This is a genomic window from Pedococcus sp. P2_A3, assembly GCF_056405035.1.
This window is the reverse complement of record NZ_JBFUCW010000008.1, coordinates 159,621-178,395: the sequence shown is the minus strand read 5'-3', so window position 1 is coordinate 178,395 and position 18,775 is coordinate 159,621. Positions and strand designations below refer to the sequence as shown.

The 18,775-nt window shown below is 71.7% G+C and carries 15 protein-coding genes; 11 read left to right on the top strand and 4 right to left on the bottom strand.

The window, feature by feature from the left end:
- Positions 1-92: 92 nt before the first annotated feature.
- Together AC1DX8_RS08985 and AC1DX8_RS08980 are read left to right on the top strand one after the other, a co-directional pair.
- Positions 93-1,205 carry an alpha/beta hydrolase gene (locus AC1DX8_RS08985; protein WP_477629575.1) on the top strand — a complete coding sequence of 371 codons (1,113 nt, stop codon included), beginning with the start codon at positions 93-95 and terminating at the stop codon, positions 1,203-1,205.
- Positions 1,198-2,106: an SGNH/GDSL hydrolase family protein gene (locus tag AC1DX8_RS08980; RefSeq protein ID WP_477629574.1), complete on the top strand. Its 909-nt coding sequence runs from the start codon at positions 1,198-1,200 to the stop codon at positions 2,104-2,106. The genes AC1DX8_RS08985 and AC1DX8_RS08980 overlap by 8 nt, the downstream gene beginning before the upstream one ends.
- Positions 2,107-2,121: 15 nt before the next feature.
- On the opposite strand, the gene AC1DX8_RS08975 is transcribed toward AC1DX8_RS08980, so the two are convergent.
- From AC1DX8_RS08975 to AC1DX8_RS08965, 3 genes are read right to left on the bottom strand one after another with little or no spacing between them, the layout of a single operon-like run.
- Positions 2,122-4,041 (bottom strand): NHL domain-containing thioredoxin family protein, encoded by a 1,920-nt coding sequence (locus tag AC1DX8_RS08975; protein ID WP_477629573.1) that lies wholly within the window; start codon positions 4,039-4,041, stop codon positions 2,122-2,124.
- 44 nt (positions 4,042-4,085) lie between these two features.
- The gene (locus AC1DX8_RS08970) at positions 4,086-4,898 is read right to left on the bottom strand and encodes a carbon-nitrogen family hydrolase (protein ID WP_477629572.1); all 813 of its coding nucleotides are present in this window, start codon (positions 4,896-4,898) and stop codon (positions 4,086-4,088) included.
- The gene (locus tag AC1DX8_RS08965) at positions 4,895-6,970 is read right to left on the bottom strand and encodes a bifunctional copper resistance protein CopD/cytochrome c oxidase assembly protein (protein ID WP_477629571.1); all 2,076 of its coding nucleotides are present in this window, start codon (positions 6,968-6,970) and stop codon (positions 4,895-4,897) included. The genes AC1DX8_RS08970 and AC1DX8_RS08965 overlap by 4 nt, the downstream gene beginning before the upstream one ends.
- A 42-nt stretch (positions 6,971-7,012) precedes the next feature.
- Here AC1DX8_RS08965 and AC1DX8_RS08960 point away from each other — a divergent pair, with 42 nt between their 5' ends.
- From AC1DX8_RS08960 to AC1DX8_RS08920, 9 genes are all read left to right on the top strand, one after another.
- Entirely contained in the window at positions 7,013-7,867 is an 855-nt protein-coding gene (locus AC1DX8_RS08960; RefSeq protein WP_477629570.1) for a maleylpyruvate isomerase family mycothiol-dependent enzyme, read from the top strand.
- A gap of 112 nt (positions 7,868-7,979) precedes the next feature.
- The gene (locus AC1DX8_RS08955) at positions 7,980-8,459 is read left to right on the top strand and encodes a MarR family winged helix-turn-helix transcriptional regulator (protein ID WP_477629569.1); all 480 of its coding nucleotides are present in this window, start codon (positions 7,980-7,982) and stop codon (positions 8,457-8,459) included.
- A 1-nt stretch (position 8,460) separates the two neighbouring features.
- Complete coding sequence (locus AC1DX8_RS08950; RefSeq protein ID WP_477629568.1) at positions 8,461-10,227, top strand: MDR family MFS transporter; 1,767 nt, start codon at positions 8,461-8,463, stop codon at positions 10,225-10,227.
- A 125-nt stretch (positions 10,228-10,352) separates the two neighbouring features.
- Entirely contained in the window at positions 10,353-12,134 is a 1,782-nt protein-coding gene (locus tag AC1DX8_RS08945; RefSeq protein WP_477629567.1) for an FG-GAP-like repeat-containing protein, read from the top strand.
- Positions 12,135-12,254: 120 nt separating this feature from the next.
- Positions 12,255-13,181 (top strand): ABC transporter ATP-binding protein, encoded by a 927-nt coding sequence (locus AC1DX8_RS08940; RefSeq protein WP_477629566.1) that lies wholly within the window; start codon positions 12,255-12,257, stop codon positions 13,179-13,181.
- Entirely contained in the window at positions 13,174-14,157 is a 984-nt protein-coding gene (locus AC1DX8_RS08935; RefSeq protein ID WP_477629565.1) for a hypothetical protein, read from the top strand. The genes AC1DX8_RS08940 and AC1DX8_RS08935 overlap by 8 nt, the downstream gene beginning before the upstream one ends.
- Positions 14,158-14,187: 30 nt before the next feature.
- Entirely contained in the window at positions 14,188-15,102 is a 915-nt protein-coding gene (locus AC1DX8_RS08930; RefSeq protein WP_477629564.1) for an ABC transporter ATP-binding protein, read from the top strand.
- Positions 15,103-15,106: 4 nt separating this feature from the next.
- Positions 15,107-15,814: an ABC transporter permease gene (locus tag AC1DX8_RS08925; protein WP_477629563.1), complete on the top strand. Its 708-nt coding sequence runs from the start codon at positions 15,107-15,109 to the stop codon at positions 15,812-15,814.
- Between the two features lie 47 nt (positions 15,815-15,861).
- On the top strand, positions 15,862-17,181 hold the full coding sequence (locus AC1DX8_RS08920) for an FG-GAP repeat domain-containing protein (protein WP_477629562.1): 1,320 nt from the start codon (positions 15,862-15,864) through the stop codon (positions 17,179-17,181).
- Positions 17,182-17,270: 89 nt separating this feature from the next.
- Here the strand turns inward: AC1DX8_RS08920 and AC1DX8_RS08915 are convergent, their stop codons facing one another.
- Positions 17,271-18,758 carry a dihydrolipoamide acetyltransferase family protein gene (locus AC1DX8_RS08915; RefSeq protein WP_477629561.1) on the bottom strand — a complete coding sequence of 496 codons (1,488 nt, stop codon included), beginning with the start codon at positions 18,756-18,758 and terminating at the stop codon, positions 17,271-17,273.
- Between the last annotated feature and the right edge of the window lie 17 nt (positions 18,759-18,775).

The following is an 18,775-nucleotide window of genomic DNA, read 5'->3' as shown; positions in this document are numbered from 1 at the left end:
AGCAAGCGTTCAGGAGGCGCGACTAGCGTCCGGACCATGCGGACCTCACTGGGAGGCGTTGCAGAGCACGCCCGCACACCATCGGACCACGGGTGTCCCTGACCGGCACCGGGCTGGTGGTTCTCATCGCGGCCCTGACGGTCGTGGTGTTCGCGCTGGTCATCAGCGACCGCCCGTCCTGGCGACGCCGCGCCGTCAAGGTGGTCTCGCGCGCGGCCAGTGTCATCACGCTCAACCTCCTCGTCGTCTCGCTGTGCGGCGCGTTGCTCAACGACAAGTACCTGTTCTACTCGAGCTGGTCCGACCTGTTCGGTGCCCGGTCCACGCAGGTCGAGCTGCACCACGGCGGCACCGCACACCAGGCCTTCGCGGCCCGGCTCGGCGGAGGGTTGACCGGCCTGGCCCAGCCCGCGGTCCTGCCTGCGCTGCCGTCGCCCGGCAACCGCCTCCAGAGCTACCTGGTGTCCGACCAGCGCTCCCACGCGCACGGCCAGGTCCTGGTCTACCTCCCGGCCGGCTACAACCCGGCGTCGACCCGGGCCTACCCCGTGATCCTCGGGCTCCACGGCTTCCCCAGCGGACCGCGCAGCTTCGTGGCGCTGAACTTCCTCAGCTCGATCGACACCCTGACGGCCGGACACCGGCTCGCCCCGTCGATCGTCGTCATCCCCCGCATCGACACGCCCGCGAGCCTCGACACCGAGTGTGCCAACGGTGCTCCCGGGGAGTCCCAGACCGACACCTGGCTCTCCCACGACCTGCCCCAGTGGGTGGCCGGCCACTTCCACGTGCAGACCAAGCGCACGTCCTGGGCCGCGGTCGGCTACTCCTACGGGGCCTGGTGCGCGGCGTCGCTGAGCATCCGCCACCCCGACGTCTTCGGGGCGGCGATCATCCTGCTGGGATACTTCCGACCGGACTTCAGCCTCTCCTACGACCCGCTCACCGCTGCCTCGTCCCGGGCCTACGACCTGGTCAGGATCGAGCAGGCCACCCCGCCGCCCGTGTCACTGTGGGTGCTCACGACCCGGGAGGACCCCTTGTCATATCCCTCCACCTCCAAGTTCCTCAGCGTCGCGCATCCGCCGACGAACGTGACCGCGGTCGTGCTCGCGCACGGCGGCCACCGCGACAGCGTGTTCCGGCCCTTCGTGCCGCAGGCGCTGGCGTGGCTGGGGCAGACCCTGCCGGGGTTCCATGGCTGAGCGCCTCGTTCGAGCCGTGGGGGCCGCCGTCAGCGTCGTCGTCCTGGGGCTCGGGGCCGCGGCCGTCCTGCGCCATGGGGGCGGCCACCCGTCCACCGGAGCTGGCACGGCCGTGCGGTCGGCTGCCACGGCCACGACGTCCGCGGGTCCCACGCCGAGCCCGGTGCCCTCGTCGCCGTCCGTCACCGCGGTGCCCCCCTCCCCACTCACGATCGTGGCCCTCGGGGACTCGGTCCCCTCTGCGTCGACCTGCGCCTGCAACGGCTACGTCGAGCAGCTCGGCACGTGGCTGCAGCACACGACGCACCGGCCGACCGAGGTCCACAACGACGCCGTCGACGGCTGGACGTCGGCCGACGTCGAGGAGTCCCTGCGCTCCCGGGCGACCCGGACCGACCTGGCCGGCGCCGACCTGGTGGTCATCGAGATCGGCGCCAATGACTTCGACTTCGGCGACGTCGACGACCCGGCCTGCTTCCAGGACCCCTCAGCCCCGTGCTGGGCCGACGCCGTCCGGGCGATGCGGGCCCACCTGCTGCGGATCGTCCCGGCCATCCGAGAGCTCGACGCCAACCCCGACCTGCGGGTCGCCCTGGCCGGGTACTGGAACGTCACGGTGGATGGCGAGGTGGGCCGCGCCCGGGGCCAGCACTTCGAGACCGGCAGCGCCGTCCTCACGCGACTGGTCAACACCACCATCGAGGACGCGGCGCAGAACACGGGCTCCCTCTACGTGGACTTCTACACACCACTCAAGGGCGTGGACGGCTCCCGCGACCCGACCGGGGAGCTCCTCGCCGACGGTGACCACCCGAACCAGGCGGGCCACACCCTGCTCACCCAAGCCCTCGTCGCCACGCTGGAGCGCACGGGCACCGTGGCCGGGTGGACGTCGCGCTGACCCGGTCTGGACGAGTCACGTGCCGCGCAGGTCGAGGTCGAGGCGATCTGTCGCGCCCTCGACCAGGACGACCGGAATGCCCCAGTCCTGTTGGTAGAGATGGCAGGCCGCGTGCTCGGGCACCTCACCGGTGACCGGGTCACCGTCGCAGGACGCTGCCTGCACCGAGATGTGCAGCACCCCGTCACCGGCGGCTGGGTCGAGGACCAGGGTGCGGGTGAGCCCCTGCGCACTGCCGGCGCCATCGCGCAGCAGCCCCTCGGGCGTGGCCGAGACCACCAGCCGGGTGGGGTCGCCGTAGCGGTGGTCGAGCTTCTGGCCGGTCGGCGGCGTGAAGTTCACCGTCAGGGCGAGCGGGCCGGGGGCGACCTCGGTGCGCGGCCGCTGGGTCTGGTGCGCGAGACCGTCGACGCGCTGGGCCTTGTCGGGCAAGGGGATCCGCACGAGTCGGTGGGCCGCCGACTCGACCACGACCAGCTGGCTGCGGTGCCCGGCCGGCTCGTCGGTGCGCTCGTCGGTCAGCTCGTCGGTCAGCTCGTCGGTTCGCTGGTCGGTCAGCTCGTCGGTTCGCTCGATCGTGGCGTCCGACGGCTCGAGCAAACCGGTCGCGAGCGTGCTGACCTCGGAGGTGGCCGGGTCGAACCGGCGGATCGCGCCGTTGTAGGTGTCACTGATGGCCACCGACCCGTCCGGCAGCACGGTGACCCCGAGGGGGTGCTGGAGCAGCGCCTGGTCGGCCGGCCCGTCGCGGTGACCGAAGTCGAACAGCCCCTGGCCGACGTGCGTGGTGACGACGAAGCCGTCGTCGGTGAGGTCGAGCGACCGCAGCGCCGAGGTCTCGGAGTCGGCCACCCACAGCCGCTGGCCGTCCGGCGAGACGGCCAGTCCCGACGGCTGCGCGAACCACGCCTCGTCGGCCGCTCCGTCGCGGATGCCTTCCGCGGAAGTGCCACCCAGCACGGCGACCGTGTTGTCGGCCGGGTCGGTGGCCAGGTGCAGCGCCCACAGCTGGTGGGTGCCCGCCATGGCGATGACGACCCGGTCGATGAACCACGCGAGGTCCCACGGCGTGGAGAGGTCCTGCTTGCGGGCGGGACCGCTGCCCGAGCGCTCACGCAGCTGCCGGCCGGTGCCGGCGAGCAGGGTCCACGAACCGTCGGCCAGCCGCAGTCCCTTGACCTGGTGGTGCACCGAGTCGGCCACGACGACGTCGTACCCGACGCGCTCGGCCGTGGCGGCAGGCAGCACCAGCACCCCCTGTGGCTCGGCCAGCTGGGCCTCGCCGGCCGCATTCGCACCGCCGAACCGCCTGCGCTCGGTCACCAGGTCGAGCTCGAGCCAGACCAGCTCGTGGTGCGCGGTGTCCGACACGAGGAACGACCCGTCGCCGAGGACCGCGGCCTTGCCCGGGAACCGCAACGCGGTCTCCGGAGGAGGCGGGGCGGCATACGGGGAGTCGCCGCGACGCAAGGTGCCCTTCGCGGAGTGCTCGGCCACGAGCTCCTCGATGAGCACCGACAGACCGTGCGCGTGGCCCTCACCCGACATGGACGCGACGATGTAGCCCTCCGGGTCGATGACGACGAGGGTCGGCCACGCGCGGGCGGTGTAGGCCTGCCAGGTGACGAGCTCGGGGTCGTCGAGCACGGGGTGGTGCACGGAGTAGCGCTCCACCGCGGCGGCCAGGGCGGCGGGGTCGGCCTCGTGCTCGAACTTGGGCGAGTGCACGCCGATGAGCACGAGGGAGTCGGCGTACTTCTCCTCGAGTGGCCGCAGCTCGTCGAGCACGTGGAGACAGTTGACGCAGCAGAACGTCCAGAAGTCGAGGATGACGATCCGCCCCCGCAGCTCGTCCAGGCTGGTGCTCTTTCCCCCGGTGTTGAGCCAGCCCCGACCCACCAGGGGCGGGGCCTTGAGGCGGTGACGCGCGCGCATGGCCCCAAGCCTAAGAGGGCGCAGCTCGGCGGTTTCGAGAGGTCTTACAGGCGCCGGTCCTGCAGGACCGGGAACTGCTCGCGCCAGGCGGTCACGGCGTCGAGGTCGACCTCGACGCTCAGCACCTCTTCGGCGGACCCGGCCATCGCGAGCGCCTCACCCTTCGCGGAGACGACCTGCGAGTGGCCGCCCATCTCGGTGCCCGCATGGGTGCCGGCCGTGTTGCAGGCGATGACGACGCACTGGTCCTCGATCGCGCGCGCGTGGGCCAGCAACGTCCAGTGCCGCACGCGGGCCGCGGGCCAGGCCGCGGGGACGATGAACACCGTGGCGCCGGCGTCGAGCTGGCGCCGGTAGAGCTCGGGGAACCGCAGGTCGTAACAGGTCGACAGCCCCGCGCGGTGCGCAGGGGGTCCGCCCGGCAGGTCGACGAGGACGATGTCCGCACCGGCGTCGAGGAGCTTCGGCTCACCCGACCCGAAGCCGAACCGGTGGATCTTCCGGTATGCCGCGACGAGACCGCCGTCCGGACCGTAGACGAGCGAGGTGTTCCAGAGCCCGTGGCCGTCGGAGCCGGTCTCGCCCGTGGAGGGCCGTTCGATGATCGAGCCGGCGTGCAGCAGCACCCCGGCGTCGCGGGCGGCGGCAGCCATGGCCGACCCGATCGAGCCCTCGACCGGCTGGGCCCGCTCGGCCCAGTCGCGGTAGGAGAAGCCCCCGGGGGCCCAGAGCTCGGGCAGCACGACGAGGTCGTGACCCGCCTGACGGCGGACGAGCTCGGCCACCCGCTCGACGCGCTCGTCCATCGACTCGTCGTCGCCGTAGGCCACCTGCAGCACTGCCACCCGCACGCTCACGTCCGCCCTCCTCCGTCGTTGCCGTCGCCGTCGCCCTCGAAGCCCCGCGGTCGATCTGCCTCCCGCTGCACGCCCTGCTTCTTGAGCCGCTGCAAGTGTGCGTTGTAGGCCGCCAGCTCCGCATCCCCGTCCCGGTCGGCCTGCCGGTCCTTGCGGGTCGTCTCGGCGCGGTCGCTGCGCACCCAGGCCACCGCGACGAGGAGCGTGAGGATGACGGTCGGCCCCTCGCCGATGCCCCACGCGATCGCGCCGGCCTCGTGCTGGTTGCCGAGCGGGTCGGTCATCCACGGGAGCCGCACGAACTCGAAGAAGTCGGGCGCGAGCAGCGTGGAGCTGCCGGTCATGACGACCCCGAAGAACGCGTGGAACGACATCGTCGCGAAGAGCACGACGAGCAGCATGAGCGGCGGCCACTTCGTGGGTCCGGGGTCGATCCCGATGAGGACCCAGGTGAAGAGGTACCCGGTGAGCAGGAAGTGCACCACCATCAGGACGTGCCCGGTGTGGGTGCGCAGCGCGAGCTCGAACAGCGGCGAGTAGTAGAAGATCGCGAGGCTGAAGAAGAACAGGGCGGCCGCGACGACCGGGTTGGCGACCACCTTGAGCAGGCGCGAGTGGACGACCTGGAGCACCAGCTCGCGCGGGCCCCAGGTCTTGTCGGGACGGGACGGGAGGGCACGCAGGGCGAGCAGGAGCGGCGCGGCCGGCACGAGCAGCAGCGGCACGAGCATGGCGACGACCATGTGCATGACCATGTGCATGGAGAAGAGCACCCGGCCGTAGACGCCCGGCGCACCCGAGGTCGCGTAGACGAACACCACCCAGCCGAGCACCCAGACGATGGTGCGGTGGACCGGCCACGCGTCGCCCCGGCGCCGGAGCTTGCGCACCCCGGCGAGGTAGAGCCCCACCGCGACGACCGCCAGGGCCAGCCAGAGCCAGTCGGTCATCCAGGCCGTCAGCCACGAGTCGCCCGTGAGGGGGCCCGGGTCGGGGTAGCCGGTGAGCGCGAATGCGGGGGAAGGGTCCTCGACTGCGGTGACCGGCACGGGCGGGGCGCTGCGCGCCAGCGCCACCGCGGTGCCGATCGCGATGCCCATGACCACCAGCTCGGCGACGACGAGGCGGTGGAAGGCGGCCGTCCGACCGTCACGCAGGCCGGCGAGCAGCGAGCGGCGGTGCCGCCACCCGGCATACCCGAGGAGGAGGAGCGCCGCGGTCTTGACCAGCAGCAGCACGCCGTAGCGGCTGCCGAGGTCGCTCCACGGACCGATCCGGATCAGCGCGCTCTGCAGGCCCGACAGGGCCACCGCGCCGTAGCACCAGCCGGCGAGGGTGGAGTAGCGGGACGCCGTGGCGGCGAGGTCACCCCCGAGCAGGGGTCGCAGGAGGGCGAGCGCCAGCAGGCCGCCGACCCAGACCGTCACCCCGACCAGGTGGAGGGCGAGGGCGTTGACGGCGGTGCCGTGGTCGGTGGCTCCGGCGGCGTGCCCGGCGAGGGCGAGCGGGAGGACCCCCAGCACGGCGAGGACCGACAGCCAAGCCATCGCGGGGCGACCGTTCGCGACGAGCGCCCCGAGCGAGATCACGGCGGCGACGCCCGCCGTGATGAGGGCGACGCGGGTGGGCTCGTAGGTCCACGCGAACGTCGTGAACTGCTGCCCGAAGGCCGGGTCGGTGAGGGGGATGCCGATGGAGGCCGCCATCGTGAGGGCGGCGCCCGCAGCGCCCGCGAGCGCCCACAGGCCTGCGGCGATCCCGGCCAGCCGGGTGGCGACGAGGCGGCGGTTCGTGCGGGTGGTCTCCGGCACGAGGTATGCCGCGTGCACCAGCAGCCCGATCGTCACCGCCGCGGCCAGGTCGTGGACCACCCGGGCGTAGAGGACGCCCCAGCGGACGAACGCGCCGGGGTCGGCCACGACCGGTGCCGTCGCGGCCGCTCCGACCACCGCGGCGAGCGGCAGCGCCAGCACGGCGGCGACACCGAGCGCCAGGAGTGGCAGCCGGGCCGGCGCAGGGTCGGTGGTCTGTCCCGTCCCGGGGGCCGCCGGGGACGCGACGGAGGAGGTCATGCACACAGCCTAGGTAGCGCGGACACCTCGTAGGGTGGGGGCATGCCCCTCCACCCGGCAGCACCCGAAGACCTGCCCGGCCTCGTCGCGGCCTACCAGCAGACCACCCAGGCGGTGGTCGACCTCGGCCACTCCTGCTCGGCCGCCGACTTCGACCTGCCGACCGCGTGCCCGGGGTGGACCGTCAAGGACCAGATCTCGCACGTCGTCGGCCTGGAGTCCTGGCTGCACACCGGTGACGTCCCACGGGTCGAGCTGCCCGACTACGAGCACGTCCTCAACGAGGAGGGGAAGTTCATCGAGCGGGCCGTCGAGATCAGGCGGTCGATGGTCGGCGCCAAGGTGGTCGCCGAGCTGGAGACCATTGCCGCCGAACGGGTCGAGCAGTTCAGCGCCCCCGGCGTGACGCTCGACACCGTGGTGCGGGGGGCCTGGGGTCCGGCGCCGCTCGGCGAGAACCTGCCCACCCGGATCCTCGACATCTGGACCCACGAACAGGACATCCGGCAGGCCCTGGGGCGCCCCGGCGACCTCGACTCCGGTGGCGCAGTCGTCTTCATGCACCTGCTGTTTGCCTCCTTGCCGAAGCTCATCGCCCGCAACGCCCAGATCCCCCCGGGCAACGTCGTCATCATCGAGAGCACCGGCCCGGTGGTGGGCCGGGCCGGCGTGTGGGTCGAGGACTCCGACGACGGCAAGCCGCGCGGCATTCCGCTGTTCTCGGGGATCGCCCACGACGGCGACCCCGAGGACGTGTTCACCACCATCACCCTGTCGACGGACGCGCTGACGCGGCGCGCGGCGGGGCGCGGCAGCCTCGAGGACATCCACTTCACCGTGCAGGGCGACGAGGCGGTCGCGCACCAGGTGCTCGAGAACCTGGTGTTCGTGCCCTAGCCGAGCCCCGCTGGTTTGTTTGCTTGGTCGTCGCTTGCTTGCTTGCTTGCTGCATGCAACCATCTCGTGATACTTGTATGTCGCAAACAACTTCTCGTCCCGAGGCCCCTTCATGTCGCAGCACCACCTCGACCGAGAGACGGCGGAACGCGTCAGCGTCGGCCTGATCCGGTTGATGAAGCTCCTGCAGGCCATGCGCCAGCACGCACCACGGATCCACCCGGCGGTCGACGCCACCGCGTACCCGATCCTGTTCAACCTGGCCGCCGAACCGCGCCGGGTCTCGGTGCTCGCCGAGGTCGTCCACTCCGACGTCTCCACCGTGAGCCGTCAGGTGAGCACCCTCGAGGGGCACGGGTTCGTCGACAAGGTGAGCGACCCGGACGACGGCCGGGCCCAGGTGGTCCAGCTCAGCGCCGAAGGCCGGAGGCTGGTCGCCGGCATCCAGCAACAGCGGACCGAGTGGTTCCGCGAGCTGATGGGCGACTGGACCCCCGAGGAGGCCAGCGACTTCGCCGGGCACCTCGAGCGGTTCGGCGCCGACCTCGAACGACACCGCAAGAACCTTCCTACTCGTCACCCGGAGAACTGACATGGCAGCCGCCGCCCCCGCCCGTCCCGACGGGCCGCTGACCCACCGGCAGATCATCACGATCCTCGTCGGCCTGATGATGGGCATGTTCCTCGCCGCCCTCGACCAGACCATCGTGGCCACGGCCATCCGCACCATCGCCGACGACCTCAAGGGCCTCGACCAGCAGGCCTGGGCCACCACGGCCTACCTCATCACCTCGACGATCGTGACGCCGCTGTACGGCAAGCTCTCCGACATCTACGGCCGCAAGAAGTTCTTCTCGACCGCGATCACGATCTTCGTCCTCGGCTCGGTGCTCTGCACGCTGTCGCAGTCGATGCTCCAGCTGGCGTTCTACCGCGCCGTCCAGGGGCTCGGCGCCGGCGGGCTGTTCTCCCTGGCGCTGGCCATCATCGGCGACATCGTGCCGCCGCGCGAGCGGGCCAAGTACCAGGGCTACTTCCTCGCCGTGTTCGGCACGTCGAGCGTGCTCGGCCCGGTCATCGGTGGGTTCCTCGCGGGACAGTCGAGCATCCTCGGCGTCGCCGGCTGGCGCTGGGTCTTCCTCGTCAACGTGCCGATCGGGATCGCCGCCCTCTTCGTCGTCTCGCGCACCCTGCACCTGCGGCACACCCGGCTCGACCACCGCATCGACTGGTGGGGCGCCGCCACCCTGACCCTCGGCCTCGTGCCGCTGCTGCTCGTCGCAGAACAGGGCCGTGACTGGGGCTGGGGCTCAGGCCGCGCGATCGCCTGCTACCTCATCGGCGTCGTCGGGGTGATCGCCTTCCTGCTCGTCGAGCGGGCCATGAAGGACGAGGCCCTGCTGCCGCTCACGCTGTTCCAGGAGCGGACCGTCGCCGTGGCGTCCGGCGCCTCGGTGCTGATCGGCATGGCCATGTTCGGTGGGCTCGCCTCGCTGCCGCTCTACCTGCAGATCGTCAAGGGCGCGTCGCCGACCAAGGCCGGCCTGCTCCTGCTGCCCCTGACGCTGGGCATCATGGCCGGCTCGATCGTCTCCGGCCAGATCATCAGCCGCACCGGCCGCTACCGCCGCTTCCCGATCATCGGCTCGGCCCTGCTGGCGATCGCGCTCTTCGTCTTCCACTACATCAAGGCTGACACCCCGCTGTGGCAGACCAGCGTCGTCATGGTCGCGTTCGGGTTGGGACTGGGCTTCAACTTCCAGCCACTCACCCTCGCCGTGCAGAACGCCGTGTCGCCGCGCCTGATCGGGGTGGCCACGTCGTCGGCGACCTTCACCCGGCAGATCGGCGGCACGCTCGGCACCGCCGTCTTCCTGTCGATCCTGTTCTCCACGGTGCCCGACAAGATCGCCACGGCGCTCAAGGCCTCGTCCGGCACCAAGGACTTCCAGGCCGCGCTGGCCGACCCGGCCAACGCCGAGTTCGCCAAGGGCCTGCAGTCCGCGACCGGTCAGGCCGGCGGCACCGCCGGCGGGGTGCTCAAGGACAGCTCGTTCCTCAACCACCTCGACCCACGGCTGGCCAAGCCGTTCCTCCAGGGCTTCTCGGACTCGATGGACCTGGTGTTCCTCGTCGGCTCCGGCGTGATGGTGGTCGGCTTCCTCGTCATGCTGCTGCTGCCGCACATCGAGCTGCGCGGCGGGTCGGCCTACTCCGAGCGGGGCGCCTCCGACAAGGCGGCGGCAGACAAGGCCGACGCAGACAAGGCCAACGCAGACAAGGCCAACGCAGACAAGGCCAACGCAGACAAGGCCGACGCGGAGGCCGCAGCCGTGACTCCCCCCGTCGCGGGGCACTGAGCCCACCCGCGGAGTCCACCCGCGGAGCCCACCAGCGGAACCCGCCCGCGGAAGCCCTTCGCGGCATACCCTCAGGTCAGCAGGGGTGAAGGGCTCCTGCGGGACGGTGCCGGGGGTGGTGGCCGATGGCCGCGCACAGCAAGGTCTTCGCGGGCGCGGCCATCGCGCTGGCCCTGGTCGCGGGGCTCTGGTCGGCGACCGTCGCGGTCGCCGACCAACCCACTCCCCAAGGTGCCCTCGAGTGCCCTGACCTCGGCAGCGTCACCCTCGACGAGCCGGGCGCCCCGGAGCGCGGGTCGGTGCGGGCGGCGACCACCGGCTCGTTGCGCCTGGTCTGCACCTCGTCCAGCGGGGCGAGCACGGCGGTCGAGTCGGTCCCGACCACGGATGACCCAGCGACCGCTGACTCCGGTGCCGTCACGGCACAAGCCGAGGCCACGGCGCGGTTCCCGTTCCAGGCCGAGCTCGCGGCATACCTCGCGGGGCGGCCGGGATCGGTCACCGTCTCGGCGCAGGGACTCGGCGGGCCACGGATGGTCTACACCAAGGGCGAGGCCACGAACGTCACGGCCAGCATCGTGAAGGTGCAGGTGATGGCCACGGTGATGCGCCGCGCCCAGGAGCGCGGACGTGGCCTGACCGAGTGGGAGAAGAGCAAGATCGTCCCGATGATCCGCGTCAGCGACAACGCGGCGACGAGCGCCCTGTGGAGCTACGTCGGTGGGGGCAGGGAGGTCGCGCGGGTCGACCGGCTGATGGGCCTGACCGCCACCAGCGTCAGCTCGACGGGCAGCTGGGGCCTGACCGTCACCACCGCCCCCGACAACGTGACCTTGATGAACCGGTTCGCCTACGCCAACACGGTCATCTCGAACCGCAACCGCGCGTACGGGCTGTCGCTGATGGACTCCATCACGCCCTCGCAGGACTGGGGGGTCTCCGCGGGGCCCCCGGCGGGCACCGTGCAGCTCAAGAACGGCTGGCTGCCCCGCACCGACGGGTGGCACGTGAACAGCATCGGGTTCAGCTCCAGCGGCCCCACGCCCTACTCCATCGCAATCCTCACCCACAGCACCAGCGGGTCGATGGACACGCAGGTGGACACCATCGAGGGCGCGAGCCGCATCATCTGGCGGCATGCCGCGTCGCTGAGCCCCGTGCGCGGCGACTGGGACCAGACCCGCACCACCGACCTGCTGGCCACGGCCCAGGACGGGCGGCTGCTCTTCCACCCCGGGTCCGGGAGCGGCGGGCTCGGCGCCCCCACCACCTTCGGCAGCGGCTGGGCCACGATGACCTGGGTCGGTTCACCCGGCGACATCGACCGCGACGGCCACAGCGACCTGCTCGCGGTGGACGCGGGCGGACTGCTGCAGCTCTACCGCGGCAGTGGGCCGTTGACCTTCCACTCCCCCGTGCAGGTCGGCAAGGGGTGGGGCGCGATCACCGTGATCGCCACCCCGCAGGACTTCGACGGCAACGGCACCCTCGACCTCCTGGCCCGGTACCCCGACGGGAGCCTCGGCCAGTACTCCATCGCGCCGACCGGCCTGCTCACCAAGGTGCGCGTCTTCGGCAACGGGTGGCAGACCATGCGAACCATCCTCGGCAGCCGGGACTTCACCGGCGACGGACGCGGCGACCTCCTGGCCGTCGGGGTCGACGGGTCGCTGCGCGCGTACGCGTCCACCGGCACCAGCCTGCGCCTCGTCGGGGTCGTCGGGAACGGCTGGCAGACGATCCGGGAGGTGGCGGTGCCGGGAGACCTCACCGGCGACGGGATCGACGACGTCGTGGCGCTCACCACGACGAACGCGCTGCGGGTCTACCCGGGACGCACGGGCGGCACACTGGGGTCGTGGTGGGACACCGGCAGGTCGGGCGCACTCCTCACCCGTCTCTTCTGAGGGTCGGTCTTCTGAGGGTCGCTCTTCTGAAGTCATTCGCCTGGGGGTCAACCCTGAGCTGCCCCTGACGTTCGGCCCGCCTCGGTCGACCGACCGGGTCGCGCGGCTACTGTGACTCGCGTGGAAGCAGTTCACTCGGGAGCGGTGGTGCAGACCGAGCGCCTGACCAAGGACTACGGTCCGGTCCTGGCGCTGGACTCGCTCGACCTCGAGATCGGGTCGGGGATCACCGGGCTCGTGGGGGCCAACGGCGCCGGCAAGTCGACGCTGCTCAAGATCCTGCTCGGGCTGGTGCCGGCGACGGGCGGGCGCGCGCAGGTGTTGGGGCACGACATCGCCACGGAGGGGTCGAGCATCCGAGCCGCGGTGGGCTACCTGCCCGAGCACGACTGCCTCCCTCCCGACGTGAGCGCCAGCGACTTCGTCGTCCACCTGGCGATGATGTCGGGGCTCCCCCGGGTCGCAGCCCGCGAGCGCGCGGCCGAGGTGCTGCGCCACGTCGGGCTGGCCGAGGAGCGCTACCGGCCGATGGGGGGCTACTCCACCGGCATGAAGCAGAAGGCCAAGCTCGCCCAGGCCCTGGCGCACGACCCCCGGCTGGTGCTGCTCGACGAGCCGACCAACGGCCTCGACCCCGCCGCCCGCGAGGAGATGCTGGGGCTGGTGCAGCGGATCGGACACGACTTCGGGATCGCGGTCATCGTGACCTCCCACCTGCTGGGTGAGCTCGAGCGGGTGAGCGACCACGTCGTCGTCCTCGACGGTGGCCACCTGCTGCGGGCCTCGCGCACCGACGAGTTCCTCAACGCCACGGGGATCCTGCTCGTCGAGGTCCACGGCGACGACGCGACAGCGCGGATGGCGCAGGCGCTCGCCGCGGCAGGGGTGCCCACCGTCCCGCGCGGCGCCCTCCTGACCGTCGACGCCACCGCCGGTCAGCGTGATGTGCACGACCTGATCCGCGACACCGCGAGCGACCTGGGGCTCGGCCTGGTGCGCCTGCAGGTCGACCACCGCCGCATCGAGGACGTGTTCAGCGATGTCTGAACCGACGCCTGACCCCATTTCGCCTGACCCCATTTCGCCTGACCCCATTTCGTCTGACCCCCTTTCGTCTGACCCCCTTTCCCGTGACCCCTCGTCCGCGACCCCCGAGGGCCGCAGCGTCATCCACGATCTCGGCTACCGCCCCTATACCGGACCCCGGCTCGGCCCGGCCGCGATCGCCCGCGCCCTGCTCGTCACCGGTTTCCGCAACACCTTCGGGCTCGGTCGCTCGGGCCGCTCGAAGGTGCTGCCGTTCCTCCTGCTCGTGCTCAACGTCCTGCCGGCGCTCATCGTCGGCGGGGTGATGGTGCTGGTGGGTCTCAAGGAGCTGCCGATCGGCTACGCGCGGTACGCCTCCACGACCCAGGTGCTGCTGGGCATCTTCGTCGCCTCGCAGGCGCCGGTGCTCTTCTCGCGTGACCTGCGGCACGGCACCATCTCGCTCTACCTCGCGCGTCCGCTGCCGTCTGCCACCTATGCGATCGCCCGCTGGGGCGCGCTCCTCGGCGCCACCCTCGTCTTCCTTCTCCTGCCGATCCTCATCCTGTATGCAGTGGCGTTGCTGGGTGAGCTCGACGTCTCCGACCAGTCGCACCGGGCTGCCGTGGCCGCGGGGCTCGCGGTGCTCCTCGCCCTGTCGTTGGCCGGGGTCGCCGGGCTCATCGCGTCGTGGTCGACCCGGCGGGGTTTCGCCGTGGTCGCGACGATCGCGCTGCTGTTGCTGGGCAACGGCATCGTCACGGCGATCCAGGCCATCGCGGGCGAGGAGCACCACCCCCGCGTCGGGGAGGTCGCCGGGCTGTTCTCGCCCTACTCGCTCTACCGCGGGCTGATGGCGATGTGGGCCGACGTCGACATCGCGACGCCCCCCACCGGGCTGCCGATGCAGGCCGCCTACGTCGTGGTGTTCGTCGGCCTGTCGGCGGCGTGCCTCGGCGGCCTGGTCTGGCGCTACCGGAGGGTGGCCACCGCATGAGTGAGCTGCGCCGATGAGCGAGCTGCGCCGATGAGTGAGATCCGGCTCGACCAGGCCTCCCGGTGGTACGGCAACGTCGTGGCCGTCAACGGCATCTCGATGACCGTGCGGCCCGGCGTCACCGGCCTGCTCGGGCCCAACGGTGCGGGCAAGACCACCCTCATCGCGATGATGTCCGGCTTCCTGGCCCCGTCGGCAGGCTCGGTGACCCTCGACGGCACCGCGATCTGGCGGCACACCGAGGCCTACCGCACCATCGGCCTGGTGCCGGAGCGTGAGCTCAGCTTCGGCTACCTCACCGGTCGTGAGTTCGTGCAGGCCAACGCCGAGCTGCACGGGCTCCCCGACCCGGGGGCGGCGACCGAGCGGGCCCTCGACGTCGTCGAGATGACCGAACCGGCCGCCCGCCGGATCGGCACGTACTCCAAGGGCATGCGGCAGCGGGTGAAGCTCGCGTCGGCCCTCGTGCACGACCCGGCCGTGCTCCTGCTCGACGAACCGTTCAACGGCGTCGACCCCCGTCAGCGGCTGCACCTGATGACCCTGCTGCGGCGGATGGGTGCCGAGGGCCGCACCGTGCTCTTCAGCTCGCACATCCTCGAGGAGGTCGAGCAGGTCGCCCGGCAGATCGAGGTCGTCGTCTCCGGACGGCACGCGGCGTCCGGCGACTTCGGGCAGATCCGCCGACTGATGACCGACCGCCCGGTGCAGTACGTCGTCGTCGGGGACGACGACCGCGGCCTGGCCAGTGCGCTGATCGCGGAGCCCTCGGTCGTGGCCGTCTCGCTGCGCCGCAAGGGCGGGGTGGACGTCTCGGTCTCGGACTTCGGCTCCTTCACGGTCCGCCTGCCGCAGGTGGCCCGGCAGCACGGCATACGGATCCTCGAGCTGACGCCGACCGACGAGTCGCTCGAGAGCGTCTTCGCCTACCTGGTGGGGGGATGAGCCGGTGAACCCCACGATCCTGCGCCTGTCACGCCAAGCCCTCCTCGGCCGTCGCCGCGGCCTGGTGCTCATGCTGATCCCCGCGGTCCTCATCGTGCTGGCCGTGGTGGTCGCGGCCCTGACCAACGACGCCGTCGGGTATGACGCGGTGCTGGGCCTCGGCTTCACCCTCGCCCTGCCGCTGGTCGCCCTCCTCGCGGCGACCGCGGTGCTCGGCCCGGAGGTCGACGACGGCTCGATCGTCTACCTGATCGCCAAACCGGTGAGCCGCCACGTCGTCGCCGCCAGCAAGTTCGTCGTCGCCTGGGCCGCCACCCTGGTCCTGGGGGCGCTGCCCCTGCTCGTCGCCGGGCTCGTCCTCGACGGCGCGGACGTACGCCAGGCCGTGGCGTGGGGGGTCGCCGGCGTGGTGGCCGGCACGGCATACACCGCGGTGTTCCTGGCGCTCGCCGCCTTCACGCGGCACGCCGTGGTCATCGGGCTGCTCTTCGCACTCCTGTGGGAGGGGCTGCTCGGCTCCCTCCTCGGCGGGATCCGGTGGGTGTCCATCGGGCCGTGGGGGCGCGGCGTCGCCGAGGCGATCAGCCCGCAGGTGTCAGGACCCGGCACCGGCCTGACCTACGCCCTCGTGGCGGCCACCGTCCTCAGCGTCGGCTCGCTGTGGTTCACCGGCGACCGGCTGCGGTCGTTCACCCTCCGCGGCGACGAGTAACCACCCCCGCTCCTCGGGAGTACGCTGCGCGGGTCGAAGGGATCGCCATGACTCCTGTGCGATGGGGACGGGTTCGGGCCGCGCTGGTCAGCATGACCGCGCTGGCGGCGATCGGGGCGCTGGCACCACCGAGCAGCGCCCTGACGGCTGACGTCGTCCCGCCCGCCGTCCAGCTCAGCACCGTCTGCCCGCCCGGGTTCGTGCGCGGCCCCACGTACTATCTCGACGACTTCAACCGCGCAGGGATCTACGATCCCGAGAATGGCGGCTTCTACACCCGGTCGGTCGCCTTGGGTCCCGACAGAGGGACCATCTACCAGTCGGGCGAGGTCCAGGTCAGCGGAACGGGACCGGTCGTGCTCGCCTTCAAGGCGCGGTCTGCCCCGACGGCACCGGCCGGCCTCAACGTGGCGGTCCAGCGCCAGTGGGACTGGTTCGAGGTACCCCTGACGCAGTCGTGGACGTCCTTCCACCTGGATGTCACGGCGCTCGTGAGCGGGTCCCCTCGGCGCCTCGCGGTCACGCTCGACCACACGTGGGACATCGAGGAGAGTGGCACTCTGAGCACGCTCGACCTCGATGACGTCGAGGTCTATGGCTGCGCAACCCCGCCCGCCACCGGGGTGCGCGGTGACTGGGTGAGCAACGGCCGGACCGGCCTGATCGCGGTGTCCGGCGACACGAAGCTCTACAGCTTCCCCGGCACGGGACGCGGGAGCTTCCTCGGCCCCTGGGTCTCGGGGAAGGGGTGGAACTTCGTCAGCCAGCTGGCTTCACCGGGAGACCTGACCGGCGACCGACGCACCGACCTCCTGGCCCTGAGCGGCATCAAGCTCTTCCTCTACCCGGGCCGGGGTGCGGGCACCTTCGGCTCCCGGATCGAGATCGGCACCGGCTGGGGCGGCGACGTGCTCGCCACCCCCGGGGACACCACGGGCGACGGCCGCCCCGACCTGTGGTCCATACGGCAGAACGGCAAGCTCTATCTCTACCGCTTCACCGGCCCCACGACCCTGCGCCTGGTCAAGCAGGTCGGGGCCGGCTGGGCGGCTCAGAAGCTGGTCGGGATCGGCGACCTCAACGGCGACCGCCGCCCGGATGCGCTCGGCGTGCTCTCCGACGGGTGCATCCGCTTCTACCCCGGCACTGCGGCGGCGGGGCTGGGCACCAGCCGCACGCTCTCGTGTGGGTGGGGGGTCATGAACTGGGTCGGCAGCCTGGGCGACCTCACCGGTGACGGCCTCTCCGACCTGCTCGCGCGCAGTACTGACGGAGCCATGTGGCTCTACCGTGGCCTGCCGGGCGGACGGCTCAGCACGGCAAGCCTGGTCAGCACCGGCTGGTCGGGCTGGCGGCTCATCACCTGACCCACTCGGCCTCGTGGCCCGACCACGCGACGACGCGCCGGGAGTCCCGGAGCGTCGTCGCGGATGCAGGGTGAGCCAGCGTCGTGGGGTCAGCCCCAGACGAGGCCCCGCGCGGGGTCGGCCAGGATCGCGCCGACGTCAGCGATGAACTTGCTGCCGAGCTCGCCGTCGACCAGCCGGTGGTCGAACGACAGGGCCAGCTGGGTGACCCAGCGGGGCTCGATCGTCTCGCTGCCGTCGGCGGCCGTGACCACCCAGGGCTGGCGGCGGATCGCGCCGAACGCGAGGATCGCCGCCTCACCGGGGTTGATGATCGGCGTGCCGGTGTCGACGCCGAAGACGCCCACGTTGGTGATCGTGATCGTGCCACCCGACATCTCGGCCGGCTGGGTGCGACCCTCGCGCGCCGTGGCCGTCAGCGCACCGATGGCCTCGGCCAGCTGCCGCATCGACATCTGGTCGGCGTCCTTGATGTTCGGGACGATCAGCCCGCGCGGGGTGGCGGCAGCGATGCCGAGGTTCACGTAGTTCTTGACCACGATCTCCTGGGCGGCCTCGTCCCAGGTGGCGTTGATCTCCGGGTGGCGGCGCAGCGCCACGGTCATCGCCTTGGCCAGCACCAGCAGCGGCGTGACCTTGACGTCCTTGAACTCACGGTCCTTCTTGAGCCGTTCGACGAGCTCCATGGTCGCCGTGGCGTCGATGGTGACCCACTCGGTGACGTGCGGCGCGGTGAACGCGCTGCCCACCATCGCCTGTGCCGTCATCTTGCGCACGCCCTTGATCGGGATGCGCGTCTCGCGCTCCCCGCCCCGGGTGAACACCGGAGGCACGTATGCCGGCTGGCCGGGAGCCGCGCCGCCAGCCGGAGCGACCGGGGCGATGCCGATGGCGGCGTTGCCGGCCGCGCCGGCACCGCTCGCGTGGGCGTCGACGTCCGACCGGCTGATGATGCCGCCCTCACCGGACCCGACGACGGCGGCCAGGTCGATGCCGAGGTCCTTGGCGTACTTGCGGACCGGCGGCTTGGCCAGGGCGCGGACCCCACCCTCGCGGGCGACCGGGATCTCGACGGGCTCGATGGCGACGTCGGTGCCCTTGCCGGAGAGCTCGGGTGCCTCGACCTTGGCCGGGAGGCTCCCGCCCGGCGCGGTCTTGCGCGGACGACGCTTGGCCTCGGTCTGCTTGACGCCGTAACCGACGAGGACGGCGGTGCGACCGGTCGACGTGGTGCCGCCGATCTTGCCCTCCTCGATCTCGGGCTCCTCCTCACTCGCCTCGATGCCGGGCTCCACGGCGTCGGTCGCGGGGGCGTCCTGCACGGGCGCTGCCCCGCCGGCGGTGTCGACCGAGATGATCGGCGTGCCGACCTCGACCGTGTCGCCCTCGGAGACGTGCAGCGCGGTGACGGTGCCGGCGAACGGCACCGGCAGCTCGACCAGCGACTTCGCGGTCTCGATCTCGACGATGATGTCGTTGACCTTGACCGTGTCGCCGACCTTGACGTTCCAGGTGACGATCTCGGCCTCGGTCAGGCCCTCACCCGGGTCGGGAAGCTTGAACTCTTTGACTGCCATGGGTTTTCGCGCCCCTC